Source organism: Marinomonas algarum (assembly GCF_020532605.1).
In the GTDB taxonomy this organism is placed as follows: domain Bacteria; phylum Pseudomonadota; class Gammaproteobacteria; order Pseudomonadales; family Marinomonadaceae; genus Marinomonas; species Marinomonas algarum.
On record NZ_JAJATW010000017.1, the window covers coordinates 41,632 to 60,292 of the forward strand.

General features: G+C 45.2%; 20 protein-coding genes. 14 read left to right on the forward strand and 6 right to left on the reverse strand.

The window, feature by feature from the left end:
* Window positions 1-4: 4 nt before the first annotated feature.
* The 3 genes from LG368_RS11385 to acuR form a co-directional block, all read right to left on the reverse strand.
* Window positions 5-1,162, reverse strand: coding sequence for a glycerate kinase (locus tag LG368_RS11385; protein ID WP_226754847.1), 1,158 nt, complete (start codon window positions 1,160-1,162; stop codon window positions 5-7).
* 82 nt (window positions 1,163-1,244) lie between these two features.
* Window positions 1,245-2,243 (reverse strand): acrylyl-CoA reductase (NADPH), encoded by a 999-nt coding sequence (gene acuI / locus LG368_RS11390; protein ID WP_226754848.1) that lies wholly within the window; start codon window positions 2,241-2,243, stop codon window positions 1,245-1,247.
* Between the two features lie 79 nt (window positions 2,244-2,322).
* A complete protein-coding gene (gene acuR, locus LG368_RS11395; protein WP_226754849.1) occupies window positions 2,323-2,967 on the reverse strand; it encodes an acrylate utilization transcriptional regulator AcuR in 645 nt (214 codons plus the stop codon).
* A 745-nt stretch (window positions 2,968-3,712) separates the two neighbouring features.
* Here acuR and mnmG point away from each other — a divergent pair.
* From mnmG to LG368_RS11460, 13 genes are all read left to right on the forward strand, one after another.
* Entirely contained in the window at window positions 3,713-5,602 is a 1,890-nt protein-coding gene (gene mnmG, locus LG368_RS11400) for a tRNA uridine-5-carboxymethylaminomethyl(34) synthesis enzyme MnmG (RefSeq protein ID WP_226754875.1), read from the forward strand.
* 43 nt (window positions 5,603-5,645) lie between these two features.
* Window positions 5,646-6,272 carry a 16S rRNA (guanine(527)-N(7))-methyltransferase RsmG gene (gene rsmG, locus LG368_RS11405; RefSeq protein WP_226754850.1) on the forward strand — a complete coding sequence of 209 codons (627 nt, stop codon included), beginning with the start codon at window positions 5,646-5,648 and terminating at the stop codon, window positions 6,270-6,272.
* A gap of 3 nt (window positions 6,273-6,275) precedes the next feature.
* A complete protein-coding gene (locus LG368_RS11410) occupies window positions 6,276-7,043 on the forward strand; it encodes a ParA family protein (RefSeq protein ID WP_226754851.1) in 768 nt (255 codons plus the stop codon).
* 48 nt (window positions 7,044-7,091) lie between these two features.
* A complete protein-coding gene (locus LG368_RS11415; protein ID WP_226754852.1) occupies window positions 7,092-7,985 on the forward strand; it encodes a ParB/RepB/Spo0J family partition protein in 894 nt (297 codons plus the stop codon).
* A gap of 154 nt (window positions 7,986-8,139) precedes the next feature.
* Entirely contained in the window at window positions 8,140-8,544 is a 405-nt protein-coding gene (locus LG368_RS11420) for an ATP synthase subunit I (RefSeq protein WP_226754853.1), read from the forward strand.
* A 48-nt stretch (window positions 8,545-8,592) separates the two neighbouring features.
* Window positions 8,593-9,420 carry a F0F1 ATP synthase subunit A gene (gene atpB / locus LG368_RS11425; RefSeq protein WP_226754854.1) on the forward strand — a complete coding sequence of 276 codons (828 nt, stop codon included), beginning with the start codon at window positions 8,593-8,595 and terminating at the stop codon, window positions 9,418-9,420.
* A 67-nt stretch (window positions 9,421-9,487) separates the two neighbouring features.
* Window positions 9,488-9,745 (forward strand): F0F1 ATP synthase subunit C, encoded by a 258-nt coding sequence (atpE, locus tag LG368_RS11430; RefSeq protein ID WP_226754855.1) that lies wholly within the window; start codon window positions 9,488-9,490, stop codon window positions 9,743-9,745.
* A 57-nt stretch (window positions 9,746-9,802) separates the two neighbouring features.
* Window positions 9,803-10,273, forward strand: a complete 471-nt coding sequence (locus tag LG368_RS11435; protein ID WP_226754856.1) for a F0F1 ATP synthase subunit B — start codon at window positions 9,803-9,805, stop codon at window positions 10,271-10,273.
* 11 nt (window positions 10,274-10,284) lie between these two features.
* A complete protein-coding gene (locus tag LG368_RS11440) occupies window positions 10,285-10,821 on the forward strand; it encodes a F0F1 ATP synthase subunit delta (RefSeq protein WP_226754857.1) in 537 nt (178 codons plus the stop codon).
* Window positions 10,822-10,858: 37 nt separating this feature from the next.
* Window positions 10,859-12,403, forward strand: coding sequence for a F0F1 ATP synthase subunit alpha (atpA, locus tag LG368_RS11445; protein ID WP_226754858.1), 1,545 nt, complete (start codon window positions 10,859-10,861; stop codon window positions 12,401-12,403).
* Window positions 12,404-12,487: 84 nt separating this feature from the next.
* Window positions 12,488-13,348, forward strand: coding sequence for a F0F1 ATP synthase subunit gamma (gene atpG, locus LG368_RS11450; protein ID WP_226754859.1), 861 nt, complete (start codon window positions 12,488-12,490; stop codon window positions 13,346-13,348).
* 29 nt (window positions 13,349-13,377) lie between these two features.
* A complete protein-coding gene (gene atpD / locus LG368_RS11455) occupies window positions 13,378-14,754 on the forward strand; it encodes a F0F1 ATP synthase subunit beta (RefSeq protein WP_226754860.1) in 1,377 nt (458 codons plus the stop codon).
* A 63-nt stretch (window positions 14,755-14,817) separates the two neighbouring features.
* Window positions 14,818-15,237 (forward strand): F0F1 ATP synthase subunit epsilon, encoded by a 420-nt coding sequence (locus tag LG368_RS11460; protein WP_226754861.1) that lies wholly within the window; start codon window positions 14,818-14,820, stop codon window positions 15,235-15,237.
* 111 nt (window positions 15,238-15,348) lie between these two features.
* Here LG368_RS11460 and LG368_RS11465 read toward each other — a convergent pair whose 3' ends face one another.
* Window positions 15,349-16,089: a TrmB family transcriptional regulator gene (locus LG368_RS11465; RefSeq protein WP_226754862.1), complete on the reverse strand. Its 741-nt coding sequence runs from the start codon at window positions 16,087-16,089 to the stop codon at window positions 15,349-15,351.
* A gap of 112 nt (window positions 16,090-16,201) precedes the next feature.
* Here LG368_RS11465 and tcdA point away from each other — a divergent pair, with 112 nt between their 5' ends.
* Window positions 16,202-16,993 carry a tRNA cyclic N6-threonylcarbamoyladenosine(37) synthase TcdA gene (gene tcdA / locus LG368_RS11470; RefSeq protein ID WP_226754863.1) on the forward strand — a complete coding sequence of 264 codons (792 nt, stop codon included), beginning with the start codon at window positions 16,202-16,204 and terminating at the stop codon, window positions 16,991-16,993.
* Here the strand turns inward: tcdA and LG368_RS11475 are convergent.
* The gene (locus LG368_RS11475; RefSeq protein ID WP_226754864.1) at window positions 16,965-17,363 is read right to left on the reverse strand and encodes a SufE family protein; all 399 of its coding nucleotides are present in this window, start codon (window positions 17,361-17,363) and stop codon (window positions 16,965-16,967) included. The genes tcdA and LG368_RS11475 overlap by 29 nt on opposite strands.
* Window positions 17,356-18,573, reverse strand: coding sequence for an aminotransferase class V-fold PLP-dependent enzyme (locus LG368_RS11480; RefSeq protein ID WP_226754865.1), 1,218 nt, complete (start codon window positions 18,571-18,573; stop codon window positions 17,356-17,358). The genes LG368_RS11475 and LG368_RS11480 overlap by 8 nt, the downstream gene beginning before the upstream one ends.
* Window positions 18,574-18,661 lie beyond the last annotated feature (88 nt).

Below are 18,661 nucleotides of genomic sequence, written 5' to 3' on the forward strand. Positions count from 1 at the left end.
ATGCTTAGGTGAGGTTTTTACCCAATTTAAGCATTGAGGCGATGTTATATGAGGTATTAATCAGATTCTTTTCGGCTTGCGCTAGTACCGTGTCTAACGTGTCAAGAGTAGGGATAATGGGGAAAATTGCGACCATGCCCTGGTCTAAAATCGCTTCTGCATCCTGACCTAGACACCCAGCAATACCAATGGTTGGCACCTTATTTACTAGGGCTTTTTTCAACACGCCCATCGGGGTTTTACCAAACACGGTTTGACCATCCATTCGGCCTTCGCCGGTGATAACAAGATCGGCACCTTGCAGTATGTCGTTTAAACCAACGGTATCCATAACGATTTCAATACCAGGCTTTAACTGGGCATTCAGAAAAGCCTTGGCCGCTAACCCCATGCCACCTGCCGCGCCGACACCGGCTTCTAGTCGATAATCCGGAAAACCTTGTTGCACCAGCACATCGGCAAAATGCCCTAAAGCATTATCGAGTGTCACGACCATCTCGGGAGTGGCCCCTTTTTGTGGACCAAAAATCGCACTGGCACCACGATCGCCGCACAAGGGGTTGTCGACATCGCAAGCCACTTCCACGCGACAATCAGCGAGCAAAGGATGCGCCTGACTCACATCAATGTGGCGCAACTGTGTGATCGCCATACCACCAAAAGGCAACGCTTGATGCTTATCGTCTTGGCATTGAATACCCAACGCTTGGGCAAGCCCAATACCGGCATCGTTCGTAGCGCTGCCTCCTAAACCTAAAATAATGTGCTTAATGCCACGATCAAGAGCGTCTTTGATCAGCTCTCCGGTACCAAAGCTGGTGGTGTAACGTGGGTCACGCTGATCACGAGGCACCAAGTGCAAACCCGATGCCGAGGCCATTTCTATTACGGCGGTAGTCGGGAGTCGACCCGCGGTCGCTCCTAAAATACCGTATTGTGCCATCACTTTATTGCCCAACGGGCCTGTGACTTCAAGATCAATGGTTTGACCCTGTGTCGCATCCACCATGGATTGCACCGTGCCTTCTCCGCCGTCCGCCATCGGCACTTTAATGTATTCAGCCTGTGGCAATACCTGACGAAAACCGACCTCAATCGCCTCTGCGACCTTGAGGGCAGTGAGACTTTCTTTGAACGAATCCGGTGCAATCACTATTTTCATGTTGGTTCCCTTCTAAATACAATGTCTGTCATAACAAGTCTGTCTTAGCGAATCTGTCGTATCGAAGGAATGAAAGCGCGAATTATTGCGCTTTCATATTCACCAAAACACGACCTCGTACTTTACCATCAAGCAATTTATAGGCCGTTTCAACCACTTGATCGAGGGTAATTTCTTCACTGATGGCATCATAATCTTCTGGCTGCAACAGTTCACTCAGTCGTTGCCACGCCTCCATCCGGTCTGCTAAAGGTCGCATAACACTGTCAATGCCGATCAATTTCACGCCACGTAAAATAAAAGGCGCAACAGAGGCGGGAAAATCCATGCCCTGTGCAAGCCCACAAGAGGTCACTACACCGCCGTACTGAGTACTCGCACAGGCGTTGGCCAACGTATGACTCCCAACACAATCTATTACCCCAGCCCAACGTTCTTTTTGTAACGGTTTACCGGGCTCAGACAAGGTATGTCGATCTATAACATCATCGGCACCCAGGTTTTTTAAGTAATCCGCTTCTTCCATTCGACCCGTAGACGCAACAACACGATACCCCAAGCGGTTTAAGATACGAATCGCGTAACTGCCCACACCACCGTTGGCGCCTGTTACTAAAATATCGCCAGCATCCGGTGTCACGCCCTGTTTTTCCAGCGCCAGTACCGACAACATCGCGGTATAACCCGCTGTGCCAATGGCCATGGCGTGTTTCGCTTCAACGCCTTGAGGAATAGGAATCAACCACTCACTTTTAAGACGTGCGTGCTCAGCTAATCCGCCCCAATGAACTTCACCCACGCCAAAACCATTGAGTACCACCATCTCTCCCGTATTAAAACGAGGTGAATCGCTGCTGATGACTTTACCCACTAGGTCAATGCCAGGCACCATTGGAAAAGAACGAACAACGGGGCCCTTTCCCGTAATAGCCAAACCGTCTTTATAGTTCAGGGTACTGTAATGCACCTCAACCAGCACATCGCCTTCAGGCAGCTGGGTTTCATCTAAATCAGTAACAGCGGCAACGCTTTTTTTTCTGTCATTATCTATTTCTTGGGTGATTAACACGCCTTTAAACATACATTCTCCTAATATAGACCAATCGTCTAATAAAATAGTTAAAAAAACCAAATCATGGATTTGGCATGGACTTTAGTGACTAATTCAGTCGAATAGCACCAAGGTAAAACTCAATAAACACGGTTAAAGCCTCACCGCTTTTTTCTAATCTTGATCTGTGTACTGCGCCTTCCCATCCTATCCAAAACGCCTGCGATAACCGGTCTATTTGGCTATTTTCCGCAATTAACGTTTGCTTTTCTGCCTCTCTTAAACAGGATGCAACGCGAGATTGCCAACTTTGATAAGTCTCTTTTAACGCCTGCTGAAATGCTTCCGACAACAAGCTGGATTCCTGCTCTAAATTACCCACCAAACAACCGCGCTTGAAATCATGTCGTGCCATTCCATCCTGAGCATCAAGGGCAAAGCGTTCCAACCTGTCTAGTGGTAAAAAAGCCTCATCCAACAAAAAACCATCGAGTTTGGCTTCAAAGTAACGTCGGTAGCGCGCTAATACTGCCAAACCAAACACTTCTTTACTCGAAAAATAGTAGTAAAAAGACCCTTTGGGTACACCGACGGACTTTAAAATTGGATCAATACTGCTTTGCATAAACCCTGTTTGTGTCAGCATCGCCATCCCTGCACGTAATAATAATTCACGTGTCTCAAGTGTTTCTACTGCCTGCTTTTTTGGCCTACCACGACCACGTTTGGGTTTAGAAATTATTTTTGCATTCATCACATGCCACTCAGTTTTTTATCACTGCCTGTGTTAATTGTCTCCAAAATATAGACCACTCGGCTAAAAAAATCAAACCCGTCCATTATCCACACATCAGTCAGATAAAAACGGGCGAAAAACCGTTGAAGTTATACATCGGCTAGAAAAATACGGTTGAGTAACGCCAATAACATCGACAGGAAAAAAGATAAAACTGTGTATATTTTTTAAAAACAATTTAGGGTAGGAAATTATTTTACTTTTTTTGGCTGTGGATTAAATTTTTCATAAGTTTCGCAAAAAAAGAGCATTTTTCCAAAAAAACTGTTAATAAACAAGAGTTTATTAACAGAATAATTATAAAATCGATCTGTTGATAAGTATGGTAATAGAGTGATAAGAAGTTTTGCACAGAATTTAACAAGTCAGGGGAAAAATTTTTAGTCTGTATAACTACCTCACTTATACACAAGAAAGGGTTATCCACATAACAGGAATCAAGGGGGGTCGTTAACAAGATGTTATCCACTTAAATCCATGAAAAATATAATTTTTAATTAGTTATCAACAGAAAATTTGATGCTATATAAACATAACAAACATAAAAGATCTTATATATTAACTTAATATAGTAATATTGATGACCGGTTACAAAGTGCCTCGTCGCTTTCTTTTTGTAGATTTGCCTATATACTAGGCGACCTTATCGATGACTGATCGATTTTTACCCATTTTCTATTTACTTTGTAATACCGAGGTTCCTGTGGATTTCCCAAGTCGCTTTGATGTGATCGTCGTTGGTGGCGGACATGCTGGTACAGAAGCCGCATTAGCTGCAGCACGTATGGGGGTCAAAACCCTTTTGCTTTCACACAATATTGAAACGCTAGGACAAATGTCCTGTAATCCGGCCATTGGGGGAATAGGCAAATCCCATCTGGTAAAAGAAATCGATGCGTTAGATGGTGTGATGGCACTGGCAACAGATAAAGCAGGCATTCAATTTCGTACTCTTAATTCACGGAAAGGCCCAGCAGTACGTGCTACACGTGCTCAAGCAGATCGTATTTTATATAAGGCTGCTGTTCGTCACACATTGGAAAATCAAGAAAATCTCTGGCTATTTCAACAGTCCGTTGAAGACCTTATTGTTGAAGAAGGTGCAGCGCGTGGTGTCGTAACTCAGACAGGCATTCGGTTTAAGAGTAAAACTGTCGTGCTAACAGCAGGAACTTTTTTAGGTGGTATCATTCATATTGGTCTAGAAAACCATTCTGGTGGTCGTGCTGGAGATCCGCCGTCCATTGGTTTAGCTGAGAAACTGCGTGCTCTACCTTTTCGTGTCGATCGCTTAAAAACCGGTACGCCGCCCCGTATTGATGCACGTTCAGTCGATTTCTCCCAGATGATAGCGCAACCAGGTGACGACATTACCCCTGTCATGTCCTACATGGGGAACCGTGCCCAACATCCAGAACAAATTAACTGCTTTATCACCCATACTAATGAAGCGACCCACGACATCATTCGCGCGGGTATGGACAGATCCCCTATGTACACAGGGGTTATTGAAGGCGTTGGGCCTCGTTATTGCCCTTCCATTGAAGATAAAATTGTTCGTTTTGCCGATAAAAATTCTCACCAAATTTTCATTGAGCCAGAAGGTTTAACGACTCACGAACTGTACCCGAACGGTATTTCTACTTCCTTACCTTTTGACGTACAAATTGAGTTAGTACGCTCAATGAAAGGCATGCAAAATGCCCATATTACTCGTCCTGGTTACGCCATAGAGTACGATTATTTTAATCCACAGGATTTAAAGTATTCTTTAGAGACAAAACATATGCCTGGTTTGTTTTTCGCCGGACAAATCAACGGCACCACAGGCTATGAAGAAGCTGGTGCACAAGGTTTGTTAGCGGGAACAAACGCGGCACGACTCGCGCAAGAAAAAGACGCCTGGACACCACGTCGTGATGAAGCGTATTTAGGCGTTTTAGTCGATGATCTAATTACGATGGGTACCAAAGAGCCTTATCGTATGTTCACCAGTCGAGCGGAATACCGATTGATTTTACGAGAAGACAACGCCGATATGCGTTTGACCGAGAAAGGTCGTGAGTTGGGCTTGGTATCGGATGCACGTTGGTCGGCATTTTGTCAAAAACGTGAAGCCATTGAATTAGAGACGCAGCGTTTAAAATCCAACTGGATTGTGCCTAATTCGCCAGAAGCTGACATCATCAACCCTAAACTAGAAACGCCTATTAGCCATGAATACAGCTTATTAGACTTATTAAAACGTCCAAATATCGTATACGCTGACATCGCTAACCTAAAAAATGCCCCTGAACAGGCCGTTGATGAGCAGGTTTCAGAGCAAGTGCAGATTGCGGTAAAGTACGCAGGCTACATCACGAGACAAGCCGAAGACATTGAGCGTTTGCGCCGACAAGAAAATACAGAATTACCAGACGATATGGACTATTCCAACATGGAAGGCTTGTCAAATGAAATTAAGCAGAAGCTGACACAATCGCGTCCAGCTACCCTTGCTGCGGCCTCACGTATTCCGGGAGTAACGCCTGCAGCGGTCTCTTTATTGTTGATACACTTAAAAAAACGGGCTATTGCACGCAAAACGGCCTAGTTAAACAGTATCAGCCGACAACTCCTCACTATATGGATCAACTGTGACACATTTTGACACCATTCAAAAAGGCGCCCAGCAGATGGGCGCAACACTTTCTGAAGAGACTATTCAGACACTTGTCCGTTATCTAGCCATGTTAGAAAAATGGAACAAAGCGTATAACCTAACCGCTATCCGTGATGTTGAGCAGATGATTTCTTTGCATCTACTGGACAGTTTGGCCACATTGCCTTTTATTACGGGACAGAAAATCATTGATGTGGGAACGGGACCTGGATTACCCGGAATGGTGCTGGCCATTTGTTACCCTGAAAAAGAGTTTACTTTGCTCGACAGCAATGGCAAAAAAACACGCTTTTTGACCCAGGTAAAAATGGAGTTAGGTATTGATAATGTCACCGTTGCCAATGAACGTGTAGAAAAGCATGCTCATCAAGGTGAATACGATCATGTGATATCACGCGCTTTTGCTTCTTTAGTTGATATGATTACTTGGACACTACCGTTGCCTAATAATACCGGCAATTTTCTTGCGATGAAGGGCGTGTACCCGCACGATGAAATCACCGCTTTGCCTGATGCCGTGAGTGTGGATTCTGTCTCACCACTCAGTGTGCCAACGATTCACGCTGAACGTCACCTAGTTGTGATGACTCGTAAAGGATAAAGTATGGCCAAAATCATTGCAGTCACGAATCAAAAAGGAGGTGTCGGTAAAACCACCACGTGTGTGAATTTAGCGGCGTCCCTTGCTGCAATGAAGCGTCGGGTTTTGCTTATTGATTTAGACCCTCAAGGAAACGCAACAACCGGCAGTGGCCTAAGCAAAGAATCTTTAGAAACCAGTGTTTACGACGTATTAGTGGGTACACACAGTATAAAAGAAGTGATGGTCAAGGTGTCGCCTGGAGACTACTGGGTATTGCCTGCAAACGGTGACCTTACCGGAGCCGAAGTGGTCTTGTTGGATTTACCCAGCAAAGAAACACGTCTTAGAGCGGGCCTGTATGAAGTCGATCAGACGTTTGACTATATTCTTTTAGACTGTCCCCCCGCCTTGAACATGTTGACCGTCAATGCGCTTGCAGCCTCCCATGGCGTACTCATTCCTGTACAGTGCGAATACTACGCTCTAGAGGGATTAACAGCGTTACTGCAAACCATTGAGCGCATTACTCAAGCATTGAATCCTTCTTTGCAAGTTGAAGGGATTTTGCGCACCATGTATGACCCTCGACCCAGTTTGACACATGATGTTTCTAGCCAGCTTCATAAGCACTTTGGTGAGAAGGTCTACGACACCGTCATCCCTCGCAATATTCGTTTGGCTGAATCGCCAAGCTATGGCGTTCCTGTGTTGCATTATGAGAAAAAGTCTCGTGGCGCCATTGCTTATCTTGCTTTGGCAGGTGAGTTTATTCGACGGTCGGGTTCGTAATTCAACATGAAGACAGATTTTTGCTCACTCTCAATTAGGTGACAACCAATGACAATAAAGAAAAGAGGCTTAGGTCGTGGCTTGGATGCACTATTGGCTCCCCAGGTGAAAAATACGACAACGGAAAACGACGAGGTGGCGACGGATGAGATACAAGGTCTGACGTACCTGCCTCTTGATTGGTTGTCAAAAGGGAAGTTCCAGCCTCGACGTGATATGAATGCCAGTCAGCTAGAAGATCTAGCGGCGTCAATTCGTCACCAAGGTATCATGCAGCCGATTGTGGTGAGGCAAATTACCACAAACCAATATGAGATCATTGCCGGTGAGCGCCGTTGGCGAGCGGCCAAATTAGCGGAATTAACCCAAGTCCCTGTTATTGTCCGCCATGTTGAAGATGCAGACGCGGTTGTTATGGCGTTGATTGAAAACATTCAACGAGAAGATCTTAATCCGGTTGAAGAGGCGTTGGCGTTACAACGCCTTATTGACGATTTTCAGCTTACCCAACAAGAAGTCGCCGATACGATTGGTAAATCACGATCAACAATCGCAAATTTACTGCGTCTTCTTGGTTTGACGCCGGAAGTGCGACGTTTATTAGAGCATGGCGATATCGAAATGGGGCATGCTCGTGCTCTGTTGCCATTAGAGCATGATTTGCAAATACAGGCGGCGTCGCAAGTAGTGACTAAGTCTTTGTCTGTTCGTGAAGCAGAACGTTTAGTCAAAAGTTTACAGAATGCAAAAGACAATACGGCGCCTAAGCCTGCCTTGCCAGATTTGAGTGCAGAGGCAGAGCGTATTGCACAAAAAATGAATGCCGCGGTAAAAATACAGCCTTCGAGCAAGGGAAAAGGCAAGCTAGTCATTGAGTACCGCAACGCGGAACACCTAGAACACCTGATAAACGAGCTCATTGGCGAAACAAAAGTGAACTGAAGCTTGTATTTTCTATTGCTAAAATAACGCTTCTAAATAGTGAGTATAAGAATCAGTTTAAGTTGAACACCGTCGCTATTCCCCCTATAATGCGTCGAATTTCGTAAAACATCACATTGATTGCACTTTTTTAGAGCAACGAGAGAGCGAAGAAATGCAAACCAATAAACCGCTGAGCGCAAGTGCTTTAATAAGCGCGAAGAAGAAAGCGGTGTTTCGTTTCTTAGGGTTACAAATTGCCATTGTTTTATTAATTTCCTTGGGAATTTTTTACATAGTTGGTGGTCTGTATGGTTACTCTTTCTTATTGGGTGCTTTAAGCAGTTTGTTGCCAAGTCTTTATATGGCTTGGAGAGTGTTTGCTCACAAAGGCGTTCGTTCGGCGAAAGACGTCGTAAAGTCCTTTTATCGTGGGGAAGCGGGAAAGTTAGTGTTAACGGCGGTTGTATTGTCGTTGGTTTTTATTTTGGTAAAACCGATCGCTGCAGAGTACTTTTTTGCAGGGTTTGGGGTTGCCATCCTGAGTCACTGGCTCAGTCCTATTTTGCTGAAACAATAGTCAGTAAAAAGGAATACAATTTTAATAATTGAAAGCGTGGATGTAATTATGGCAAGTGAAAATCCAAGTGCTTCCGAATACATAAAGCACCACCTTCAGAATCTGACCTACGGTCAACATCCTGATGGTAGCTGGGGTATTGCGGAAACAGCACAAGAAGCAGCTGATATGGGCTTTTGGGCAATTCATTTAGATACAATGGGTTTCTCTATTGGTTTAGGTGTGTTGTTTTTATGGTTGTTTAGAACGGCAGCAAAAAAAGCGTCAACAGATACTCCAAAAGGACTTCAGAATTTTGTAGAGATAATGGTCGACTTTGTCGATAACTCTGTCAAAGAAAGTTACCATGGTAAAAGTAAAGTGATTGCGCCGTTGGCCTTGACTATTTTTGTCTGGATTTTCTTGATGAACTTGATGGATTTGATTCCGGTTGATTTTATTCCAAGACTGGCACATGACGTCTTCGGCTTAAGTTACTTTAAGATCGTACCGACAACAGATATGAACGCCACTATTGGTATGTCTTTGTCTGTATTTGCCCTCATTATATTTTACAGTATTAGTATTAAAGGCGTTGGTGGCTTCGTAAAAGAGCTGACACTACAACCTTTTAACACTCCAATTATGATTCCATTCAATTTTGTGTTGGAAATGGTTGGTTTGTTGGCTAAGCCTGTCTCATTAGCGTTGCGTTTATTTGGTAACCTATATGCTGGTGAGTTGATCTTCATCTTGATTGCCGTGTTACCTTGGTTCGCACAATGGGCTTTATCAGTACCATGGGCAATATTCCATATATTAATTATTACCTTGCAAGCATTTATCTTTATGATGCTGACCATTGTATATCTAAGTATGGCAAGCGAAGAGCATTAATGATTTTGTAATCCCCCTGTGTTTTTTAAACCTTGTAAATCTAAAACTGTGTAAATTAGGAGTTAAAATGGAACAAGTAGTAAGTATGACGGCAATCGCGGTAGCAATGCTAATTGGCTTTGCTGCACTAGGTACAGCCATTGGTTTTGCCATCTTGGGTGGTAAATTTCTGGAAGCGAGTGCTCGCCAACCAGAGCTTGCCCCTATGTTGCAAACTAAAATGTTTATCGTAGCGGGTCTTTTGGATGCGGTTTCTATGATCGGTGTTGGTATCGCTTTGTTCTTTACCTTCGCGAATCCTTTTGTTGCTTTGGTCGCTGGTTAATATTCTGCAAAACTTTGTAGATATTTATTTTAAACGACTAAAAGCGAGGGTATTAGCGTGAATTTAAATCTCACACTTCTAGGCCAAGCTATCTCGTTTGCGATTTTTGTCTGGTTCTGCATGAAATTTGTGTGGCCACCAGTGATTGCTGCGCTCGAAGAGCGTAGCAAAAAAATTGCAGACGGTTTGGAAGCAGCGAACCGTGCTTCACGTGATCTTGAGTTGGCACAAGAACAAGCCTCTCAAATCTTGCGTGAAAGCAAAGAGAACGCGGCCGAGATAATTGAACAAGCCAACAAACGTGCGAACCAAATGGTCGACGAGGCAAAAGAGCAGGTAATTGCCGATGGCAAGCGTCTGCGCGAAGTAGCTCAAGCAGAGATCGAACAAGACGTAATGCGTGCTAAAGAAGCATTACGTGCTCAAGTTTCCGTTCTTGCATTTGCTGGTGCCGAGAAGATTTTGGGAGCCACCATTGACGAGAAAGCACATAGCGAGATCGTTGAACAGCTCGCCAAAGAGCTTTAAGCGAGGGTCTAATGGCTGAATTAAAAACAGTCGCGCGACCGTACGCTAAAGCGGTTTTCGAAGTTGCTCGAGAGCAAGGACACATTGCAGAATGGTCTAACATGTTAAATACGTTAGCTGTTGTAACGATGGAACCTAAGCTTAAGAAAGCACTTGGAAATACGGCTTTTAGTGCGGAAGAGAAGGCAAGCGCTCTAGCAGATGTTTGTGCAGAAGTAACCACAGAACAAGGTAAAGCATTCTTATTGACCCTTGCGGTGAATAATCGTTTAACGCTGATTCCTGCTATTTCTGAGTTATTTTCACAGTTCAAACTGAATTTTGAAAAAGCGGTAAACGTGAAGTTTACGACAGCCTTCGAATTAACAGCAGAACAAGCACAAACACTAGCCGCTTCACTGAGCAAAAAGTTGGATCGTACGGTCAACTTAACCAGTGAAACAGACGCAAGCCTAATCGGTGGCGTGGTTATTCGTACAGGTGACTTAATCATCGACGGTTCAGTTCGCGGTAAACTAGCGAAACTGTCCGAGGCGATAAACTCCTAGTGTTTCGTTAAATCGAAACCGGGTTGAGGAATTTAGCATGCAGCAACTGAATCCATCTGAGATCAGCGAGATTATTAAGAAGCGCATCGAGAATCTTGATGTGTCTTCTGACGCCCAAAATGAGGGCACAATTGTCAGTGTGGCAGACGGTATCGTTCTGATCCACGGCTTGGCAGATGTTATGTACGGGGAAATGATTGAATTCCCTGGTGGTGTTTACGGTATGGCCTTGAACCTAGAGCGTGACTCTGTTGGTGCGGTCGTATTGGGTCAATACCAAGACCTTGTAGAAGGTCAAAAAGTAAAATGTACAGGTCGTATTCTGGAAGTTCCAGTCGGTCCTGAATTGCTAGGTCGTGTTGTTGACGCATTGGGTAACCCAATCGACGGCAAAGGCGCAATCGATGCAAAAATAACAGATAAAGTTGAGAAAGTAGCACCGGGCGTTATCGCCCGTCAGTCTGTTGATCAACCAATCCAAACCGGTTACAAGGCAATCGATGCCATGGTACCAGTAGGTCGTGGTCAGCGTGAGTTGATCATCGGTGACCGTCAGGTTGGTAAAACAGCGCTAGCAATCGATACTATCATTGCTCAGAAAAACAGCGGCATTAAGTGTGTCTACGTAGCCATTGGTCAGAAACAATCTACCATTGCCAACGTAGTACGTAAGCTTGAAGAAGCTGGCGCGATGGAATACACCACAGTCGTTTCTGCCGGTGCTTCTGATCCAGCGTCAATGCTTTTCCTAGCGCCATACACTGGCTGTACTATGGGTGAATACTTCCGTGACCGCGGTGAAGATGCGTTGATCGTATATGATGATTTGACAAAACAAGCTTGGGCTTACCGTCAAATCTCTTTGCTACTTCGTCGTCCGCCAGGTCGTGAAGCTTACCCAGGTGACGTATTCTACCTTCACTCCCGTCTTCTTGAGCGTGCTTCTCGTGTAAACGAAGAATACGTAGAGAAATTCACCAACGGTGAAGTGAAAGGTCAAACCGGTTCTTTGACGGCGTTGCCAATCATCGAAACACAAGGTGGTGACGTATCGGCTTTCGTACCGACTAACGTTATCTCCATTACCGATGGTCAGATCTTCCTTGAAACAAGCTTGTTTAATGCCGGTATTCGTCCAGCGATGAACGCAGGTATCTCTGTATCCCGTGTAGGTGGTGCAGCGCAAACTAAGATTGTTAAGAAGCTTGGTGGTGGTATTCGTCTTGCCTTGGCTCAGTACCGTGAATTGGCGGCATTCGCTCAGTTCGCTTCTGACCTAGATGAAGCAACTCGTAAGCAGCTAGAACACGGTAAGCAAGTAACGGAACTGATGAAACAGAAACAGTTCTCTCCTATGCCTGTCGCAGACATGGGTGTAGTTCTTTACGCTGCCAATGATGGCTACCTTGAAGATGTTGAAACAAGCAAAATTAGCAGTTTTGAAACAGCATTGTTAGGCTACATGAACAGCGAACACGCTGATCTAATGGCTAGCATCAACAAAACAGGTAATTTTAACGGCGAGATTGAAGCGACATTAAAAGCGGCAATCGAGAAGTTTAAAGCGACGCAAACTTGGTAATGACGTTGGTGATAAGCTCTTTGTGAGTTTGTCACCATCTTGTTGCAGTTTGTGAAATAACATTCTCACAAGGGCAGTTCTATTATGGCAGTCGGAAAAGAGATACGTACTCAGATTTCGAGCATTAACAATACGCGTAAAATTACTCGTGCTATGGAAAAAGTAGCGGCAAGTAAAACGCGTAAAGCTCAGGATCGTATGGCCGCTTCTCGTCCGTATGCGGAACGAATTCGCCAAGTAGTTGGTCATTTGGCCAACGCGAATCCTGAGTATAAACACCGTTACCTTACCGAACGTAAGGCGAATCGTGTTGGTTATATCGTAGTCTCTTCTGATCGTGGTTTGTGTGGCGGTTTGAACATTAACGTGTTCAAAGCAGCGATTAAAGACATGAAGCAGTTTGCTGATAACAACGTCGAGATTGATGTTTGTGCTATTGGTAGTAAAGCCGTTTCATTCTTTCGCAACTACGGCGGAAATGTCACAGCAGCCTTCACCGGATTAGGTGATGCACCCAAAGCGGACGACCTAGTCGGTAGCGTTAAGGTGATGCTAGACGCATTTGATGAAGGTCGCATTGATCGTCTTTATGTCGTGTCTAACGAGTTCGTGAATACCATGACTCAGACACCGAAAGTCGAGCAGCTTTTGCCATTGAAAGCGGAAGAGAATACAGAGTTACAGCACCACTGGGATTACATTTACGAGCCAGAACCCGTTGAAATTTTGAACGAATTATTGGTTCGCTATATTGAGTCTCAAGTTTATCAGGCAGTTGTTGAAAACATTGCGTGTGAACAAGCATCTCGAATGCTTGCGATGAAAAACGCAACCGACAACGCTGGTGACATCATTGATGAATTGCAGTTGGTGTACAACAAGGCTCGTCAAGCAGCCATCACTCAGGAAATTTCTGAGATAGTGAGTGGCGCGGCAGCGGTTTAAGGTATTTAGGTATTTAAGAGGATCCGAACATGAGTAGCGGACAAATCGTACAGATTATCGGTGCGGTTATCGACGTGGAATTCCCACGTGATAGCGTGCCAAAAGTATATGATGCCCTGACTATCGAGGGCAAAGAGTTGGTGTTGGAAGTTCAACAACAACTAGGTGATGGTGTTGTTCGTACTATCGCCATGGGTTCGACTGATGGTATGAAGCGTGGTTTGGCTGTTGATAACACCAACAAACCGGTTTCTGTTCCTGTTGGTACAAAAACACTAGGACGTATTATGGACGTTCTAGGTAACCCGATCGATGAGAAAGGCCCTATCGGTGAAGAAGAGCGTTGGTCGATTCACCGTTCTGCGCCTTCATACGCTGAGCAGTCTTCTAGTAACGAATTGCTAGAAACAGGCATCAAGGTAATCGACCTTGTTTGTCCTTTCGCGAAAGGTGGTAAAGTTGGTCTGTTTGGTGGTGCCGGTGTAGGTAAAACCGTAAACATGATGGAGCTTATCCGTAACATCGCGATCGAGCACAGCGGTTACTCTGTATTTGCTGGTGTAGGTGAGCGTACTCGTGAGGGTAACGACTTCTACCATGAGATGACTGATTCGAACGTAATCGATAAAGTATCTCTTGTATACGGTCAAATGAACGAGCCACCAGGTAACCGTCTACGTGTTGCTTTGACGGGTTTGACCATGGCAGAGAAATTCCGTGACGAAGGTCGTGACGTACTTTTCTTCGTAGATAACATCTACCGTTACACGCTTGCGGGTACGGAAGTATCTGCATTGCTAGGTCGTATGCCATCTGCGGTAGGTTACCAGCCTACACTTGCTGAAGAGATGGGTGTTCTGCAAGAACGTATCACCTCTACTAAGACTGGCTCTATCACGTCTGTTCAAGCGGTATACGTACCTGCCGATGACTTGACTGACCCGTCTCCAGCAACCACTTTCTCTCACTTGGACGCAACCGTTGTATTGTCTCGTGACATCGCATCTTTGGGTATCTACCCAGCGATCGATCCGCTAGATTCTACTTCACGTCAGCTTGACCCTCTTGTTATCGGTCAAGAGCATTACGACGTAGCACGTGGCGTACAAATGGTATTGCAACGTTATAAAGAATTGAAAGACATCATTGCAATCTTGGGTATGGACGAGTTATCTGAAGAAGATAAGCAAACGGTTAACCGTTCTCGTAAAATCCAACGTTTCTTGTCTCAGCCTTTCTTCGTAGCGGAAGTCTTTACAGGTGCACCTGGTAAGTATGTTTCTTTGAAAGATACTATCCGCGGCTTTAAAGGCATTTTGGATGGCGAGTTTGACGAGCTTCCAGAGCAAGCGTTCTACATGATTGGTAGCATCGACGAAGCCGTCGAGAAAGCTAAGAAACTTTAACCATCACACAAAGTAAAAGTGCCTTTTGGTACTTTTACTGAGTATGACTAAGAGAGGCAACTTATGGCTATCACAGTACTCTGCGATATCGTAAGCGCTGAGCAAGAGATTTTTTCCGGTCAGGTTCAATATCTTGTCGCTTCAGGCAGCTACGGTGATCTGGGTATTATGCCCGGTCACGCTCAATTGTTGACAACTCTAGAACCTGGTCCTGTTCGTGTGGTTAAAGAAAATGGTGACGAAGAGTTTATCTTCGTGTCTGGTGGCTTCCTAGAAGTTCAACCACACCGCGTCACTGTCTTGGCTAACTCAGCCACTCGTGCAAGAGATCTGGACGAAGAGGCCGCACTAAAAGCTCAAGAACATGCAAAAGAGCTTTTTGCGAATCAACAACCTGATGTCGATTATTCTCGTGCGACAGTGGAACTGGCAGAAGCCATGGCCCGCTTGCGTACTATTCAACAGTTCCGTCAGCAAAAGTAAGCGGATGTGTTGAGTTGAGAAATCAAAAAAAGCAGCTTCTAGGCTGCTTTTTTATTGTCTCCATTGTACCGGTTAGCGTTAGCCATCCATCAATACTGATAACCCTTTTACTTACAGCATCTTCCACAGTGTATCAAAGATAATCTGCTGAGCCTTGGCAATGTCTTTAGACTCCAGTACAACGGCAGAGGGGAAGTTATTACTCGCCAGTGAAATGATGGCACATTTGGGCGGATAAACCGCAATATAACTGGCGTCGACAGAGCCTTCGGTTTTAATCCACTTACGTTCTGATAACTCAGCTTCTTCACCGCCATCCCCCAGAGCAATCACTTTTACGTTAATGCCCAATTTGACTCGCTGTTTTGTATAATTTGGAAAAGGGCGATACAAAAATGGTCGGATGGGTTTCGATGAAAACACACAATATTCCTTATGGTCTTGTTGCGAAACCACGTTTAAAATGTCGCGCAACACCCATTCGATGCCATCATCGCCTTCGTAATACCTTACATTAGCCTGATGATAATCGGGTTGCTGCTGGTGCAGGTTGGGAATGATGGTGTTTTTTAGATTATCGATGGTTTTATTTAAACGGTTGCGTTTTTCTTCTGCTAAGTTCAACAGAATATCGGGATTTTCCGCCATGAAAAAGCGACGTTTTCCCTTAGGGAAGTAGCTTACGATGCCTTTTGTTTGCAATTGTTTCAGCGACTCGTAAGCGGTTCCACGGTTAATGCCGCTGTGTTCAGCAATGTCTCGAATAGATGCTGGCCCTAGTTTTAATAAGGTTTGATAGAGCTGGGTTTCTCTGGGCGTAACACCGAGTATTTCAAAGGCTTGTTCGATCATAAGGCTCACAGCTGGGGTTGTACGTTTCAACAAAATTTGTATTTTACGGGCTTTACAGAATACACGCATCCAATAAAAAACGCAGGGGACAACCGCCTGTGAGGAGAGAAAAGTGACAGACGATCAGCGATTTGGTGGTATCCGCCGTTTATATGGTGAGGCGGGCTACGAGGCGTTTTCGCAAGCACATGTTTGTGTCATTGGTATTGGTGGGGTGGGGTCTTGGGCCGCTGAAGCCTTGGCGCGTTCTGGCATTGGTCGTATTACCTTAATTGATATGGACGACGTTTGTGTAACCAATATCAACCGTCAAATTCACGCACTGGACGGGACAATTGGGGCGTCAAAGGTCGAGGTGATGGCGGAGCGAATCAAACGGATTAATCCGAATTGCCAAGTAGTCTGCATTGAAGACTTTATTACGCCAGATAATCTCCCTGAGTTACTCTCTGAGCCATTTGATTACATTATTGATTGCATTGATAGCCTCAAGCCTAAAGCGGCTCTCATCGCTTGGTGTAAGCGAAATAAGCGTAAAGTTGTGACGGTTGGAGGCGCAGGTGGTCAGGTAGACCCGACTAAAATTCTGATTGGCGATTTAGCACGGACGGAACGCGACCCATTAGCCGCTAAGCTACGCAATTATCTACGTCGTTATTACGATTTCACCCGTAATGCCAAGCGCCGTTTTGATATCGAATGTGTGTATTCCACAGAGCAACTACGTTATCCGCAAGGCGATGGCACGGTTTCTTATCAGCGTTTAAAAGGCGACACCGAAACCAAAATGAACTGCGATACGGGCTTCGGTGCCAGCACGGCCGTTACCGCTTCTTTTGCTTTCGTGGCGGTGTCGAGAGTCTTGGAAAAGTTGTCTAAGGCTGCTGGAGCCGATCTAAAATAGCCAATATTCCATTGGTGCGAGAGCTGGTTAAATAGCTGGATAGATTGAGTTCGGCCAGCTCTGCTTTTAAGTCCATATTTTGGATGTCAGGGAGCGTTTTCCCGGCGACCAAGCTTATGAGCGCGACCAACACACCACGCATCAACTTGGCGTCGCTGTCTGCTTTTATATGACGGATGCCTTGGCAATCGTCCGTAATAAGCCAGACCGCACTTTCACAACCTTTGACCTTATTGGCGTCGGTTTTGTCGTCTGCAGAAAGTCGAGGCAAGGTTTTGCTTAGGGTGACTAATGCCTTAAAGGTTTCTTCTTTACTACGGCATTCTTGCAGCCGCTGCTTAATATCAGCAGCTTGTAGGGGGTCAGTCATCACCTAATATCTCCATTGCATCAAACAAGGCATCACAGAAGCGATCTGCTTCTTCCAAGGTATTATAACAGGCGAAAGAAGCGCGTAATGTGCCGGTGACTCCTAATTGTGCCATCAATGGATGGGCACAGTGACTGCCTGCGCGAACCGCAATACCTTGACTGTCTAGGTAGGCATTTAAGTCTATGACATGGATGTTAGGAACACTAAAGGACACCAAGGTGGTGTTTTTCTCCGGTGAGTACAGGTCGATACCGCCATACTTTTTCAGTCTGGTATACACATGGTTGGCTAAAGACTGCTCCCACGCCAACAGAGCAGGGCGGTTTTGCTCCGATAAAAAATCACAAGCCGCGGCTAAACCAATGGCGCCTTCAATATTGGGTGTCCCTGCTTCTAAACGAAAAGGAAGTACATTGAATTCGGTTGCCTGATAAGAAACGTGGCGGACCATTTCGCCACCGGTCTGATATGGCATCAGTACTTCTAAGGCGTGCTGTTTACCATACAAGACGCCAATACCGGTTGGGCCATACATTTTATGGCCAGAAAAAACATAGAAGTCACAATCGAGTTCACTAACATCAACAGGATAATGGGCAACGGCTTGTGCGCCATCAACAAGCGTAAAGGCGCCCTGTTGTTTTGCCAGCGCCAGCATGGTGGATAATGGCGTTGTGCAGCCGATCGCATTGGAAATGTGCGTCGCGGCAAAGATTCGAGTGCGATCAGTAAAGTAATGGGCGAATTCCTCTTCCCATTCTCCGCTGGAGGTGAGCGGCACCACCCGTAAGCGAGCTCCAGTACGAAACGCCAATTGCTGCCAAGGAACCAGGTTTGCGTGATGCTCCAAACTGGTAATGAGAATTTCGTCGCCTTTTTCAAGTACGTGCTCCAAGCCGTAGGCCACCATATTGATGGCTTCTGTGGCGCCTTTTGTCCAAATGACATGGCTTTGCTCAGGCGCCTTTAAAAACTCAGCAACAACCGTTCGAGCGTTTTCAAAGTGGCTAGTAGCACGGTCGCTTAAAAAGTGCGCTCCGCGATGCACGTTAGCATTGCCAGTACGATAATAGGTCTGAATGGCATCAAGTACCGCCAGAGGTTTCTGTGTTGTCGCGGCATTATCCAAGTAAATCAACGGATGTTCATAGGCCGTTTGAGCAAGGATGGGAAACATAGGGCGTAGTAAGGCGGAATCAAAAACCATGGGCACTCTATTTGGAATTGAAAAGACAAAAAATTGTACCTTAACTCGCGCTGTGACAGGAAGCGCACTATAATGATTGATAACAGAT

What these genes read in the sequence shown, in the direction of transcription:
- LG368_RS11385 (WP_226754847.1), bottom strand. Translation starts at nt 1,162, where the DNA reads ATGAAAATAGTGATTGCACCGGATTCGTTCAAAGAAAGTCTCACTGCC.
- acuI (WP_226754848.1), bottom strand. Translation starts at nt 2,243, where the DNA reads ATGTTTAAAGGCGTGTTAATCACCCAAGAAATAGATAATGACAGAAAA.
- acuR (WP_226754849.1), bottom strand. Translation starts at nt 2,967, where the DNA reads ATGAATGCAAAAATAATTTCTAAACCCAAACGTGGTCGTGGTAGGCCA.
- LG368_RS11410 (WP_226754851.1), top strand. Translation starts at nt 6,276, where the DNA reads ATGGCCAAAATCATTGCAGTCACGAATCAAAAAGGAGGTGTCGGTAAA.
- LG368_RS11415 (WP_226754852.1), top strand. Translation starts at nt 7,092, where the DNA reads ATGACAATAAAGAAAAGAGGCTTAGGTCGTGGCTTGGATGCACTATTG.
- LG368_RS11420 (WP_226754853.1), top strand. Translation starts at nt 8,140, where the DNA reads ATGCAAACCAATAAACCGCTGAGCGCAAGTGCTTTAATAAGCGCGAAG.
- atpB (WP_226754854.1), top strand. Translation starts at nt 8,593, where the DNA reads ATGGCAAGTGAAAATCCAAGTGCTTCCGAATACATAAAGCACCACCTT.
- atpE (WP_226754855.1), top strand. Translation starts at nt 9,488, where the DNA reads ATGGAACAAGTAGTAAGTATGACGGCAATCGCGGTAGCAATGCTAATT.
- LG368_RS11440 (WP_226754857.1), top strand. Translation starts at nt 10,285, where the DNA reads ATGGCTGAATTAAAAACAGTCGCGCGACCGTACGCTAAAGCGGTTTTC.
- atpA (WP_226754858.1), top strand. Translation starts at nt 10,859, where the DNA reads ATGCAGCAACTGAATCCATCTGAGATCAGCGAGATTATTAAGAAGCGC.
- atpG (WP_226754859.1), top strand. Translation starts at nt 12,488, where the DNA reads ATGGCAGTCGGAAAAGAGATACGTACTCAGATTTCGAGCATTAACAAT.
- atpD (WP_226754860.1), top strand. Translation starts at nt 13,378, where the DNA reads ATGAGTAGCGGACAAATCGTACAGATTATCGGTGCGGTTATCGACGTG.
- LG368_RS11460 (WP_226754861.1), top strand. Translation starts at nt 14,818, where the DNA reads ATGGCTATCACAGTACTCTGCGATATCGTAAGCGCTGAGCAAGAGATT.
- LG368_RS11465 (WP_226754862.1), bottom strand. Translation starts at nt 16,089, where the DNA reads ATGATCGAACAAGCCTTTGAAATACTCGGTGTTACGCCCAGAGAAACC.
- LG368_RS11475 (WP_226754864.1), bottom strand. Translation starts at nt 17,363, where the DNA reads ATGACTGACCCCCTACAAGCTGCTGATATTAAGCAGCGGCTGCAAGAA.
- LG368_RS11480 (WP_226754865.1), bottom strand. Translation starts at nt 18,573, where the DNA reads ATGGTTTTTGATTCCGCCTTACTACGCCCTATGTTTCCCATCCTTGCT.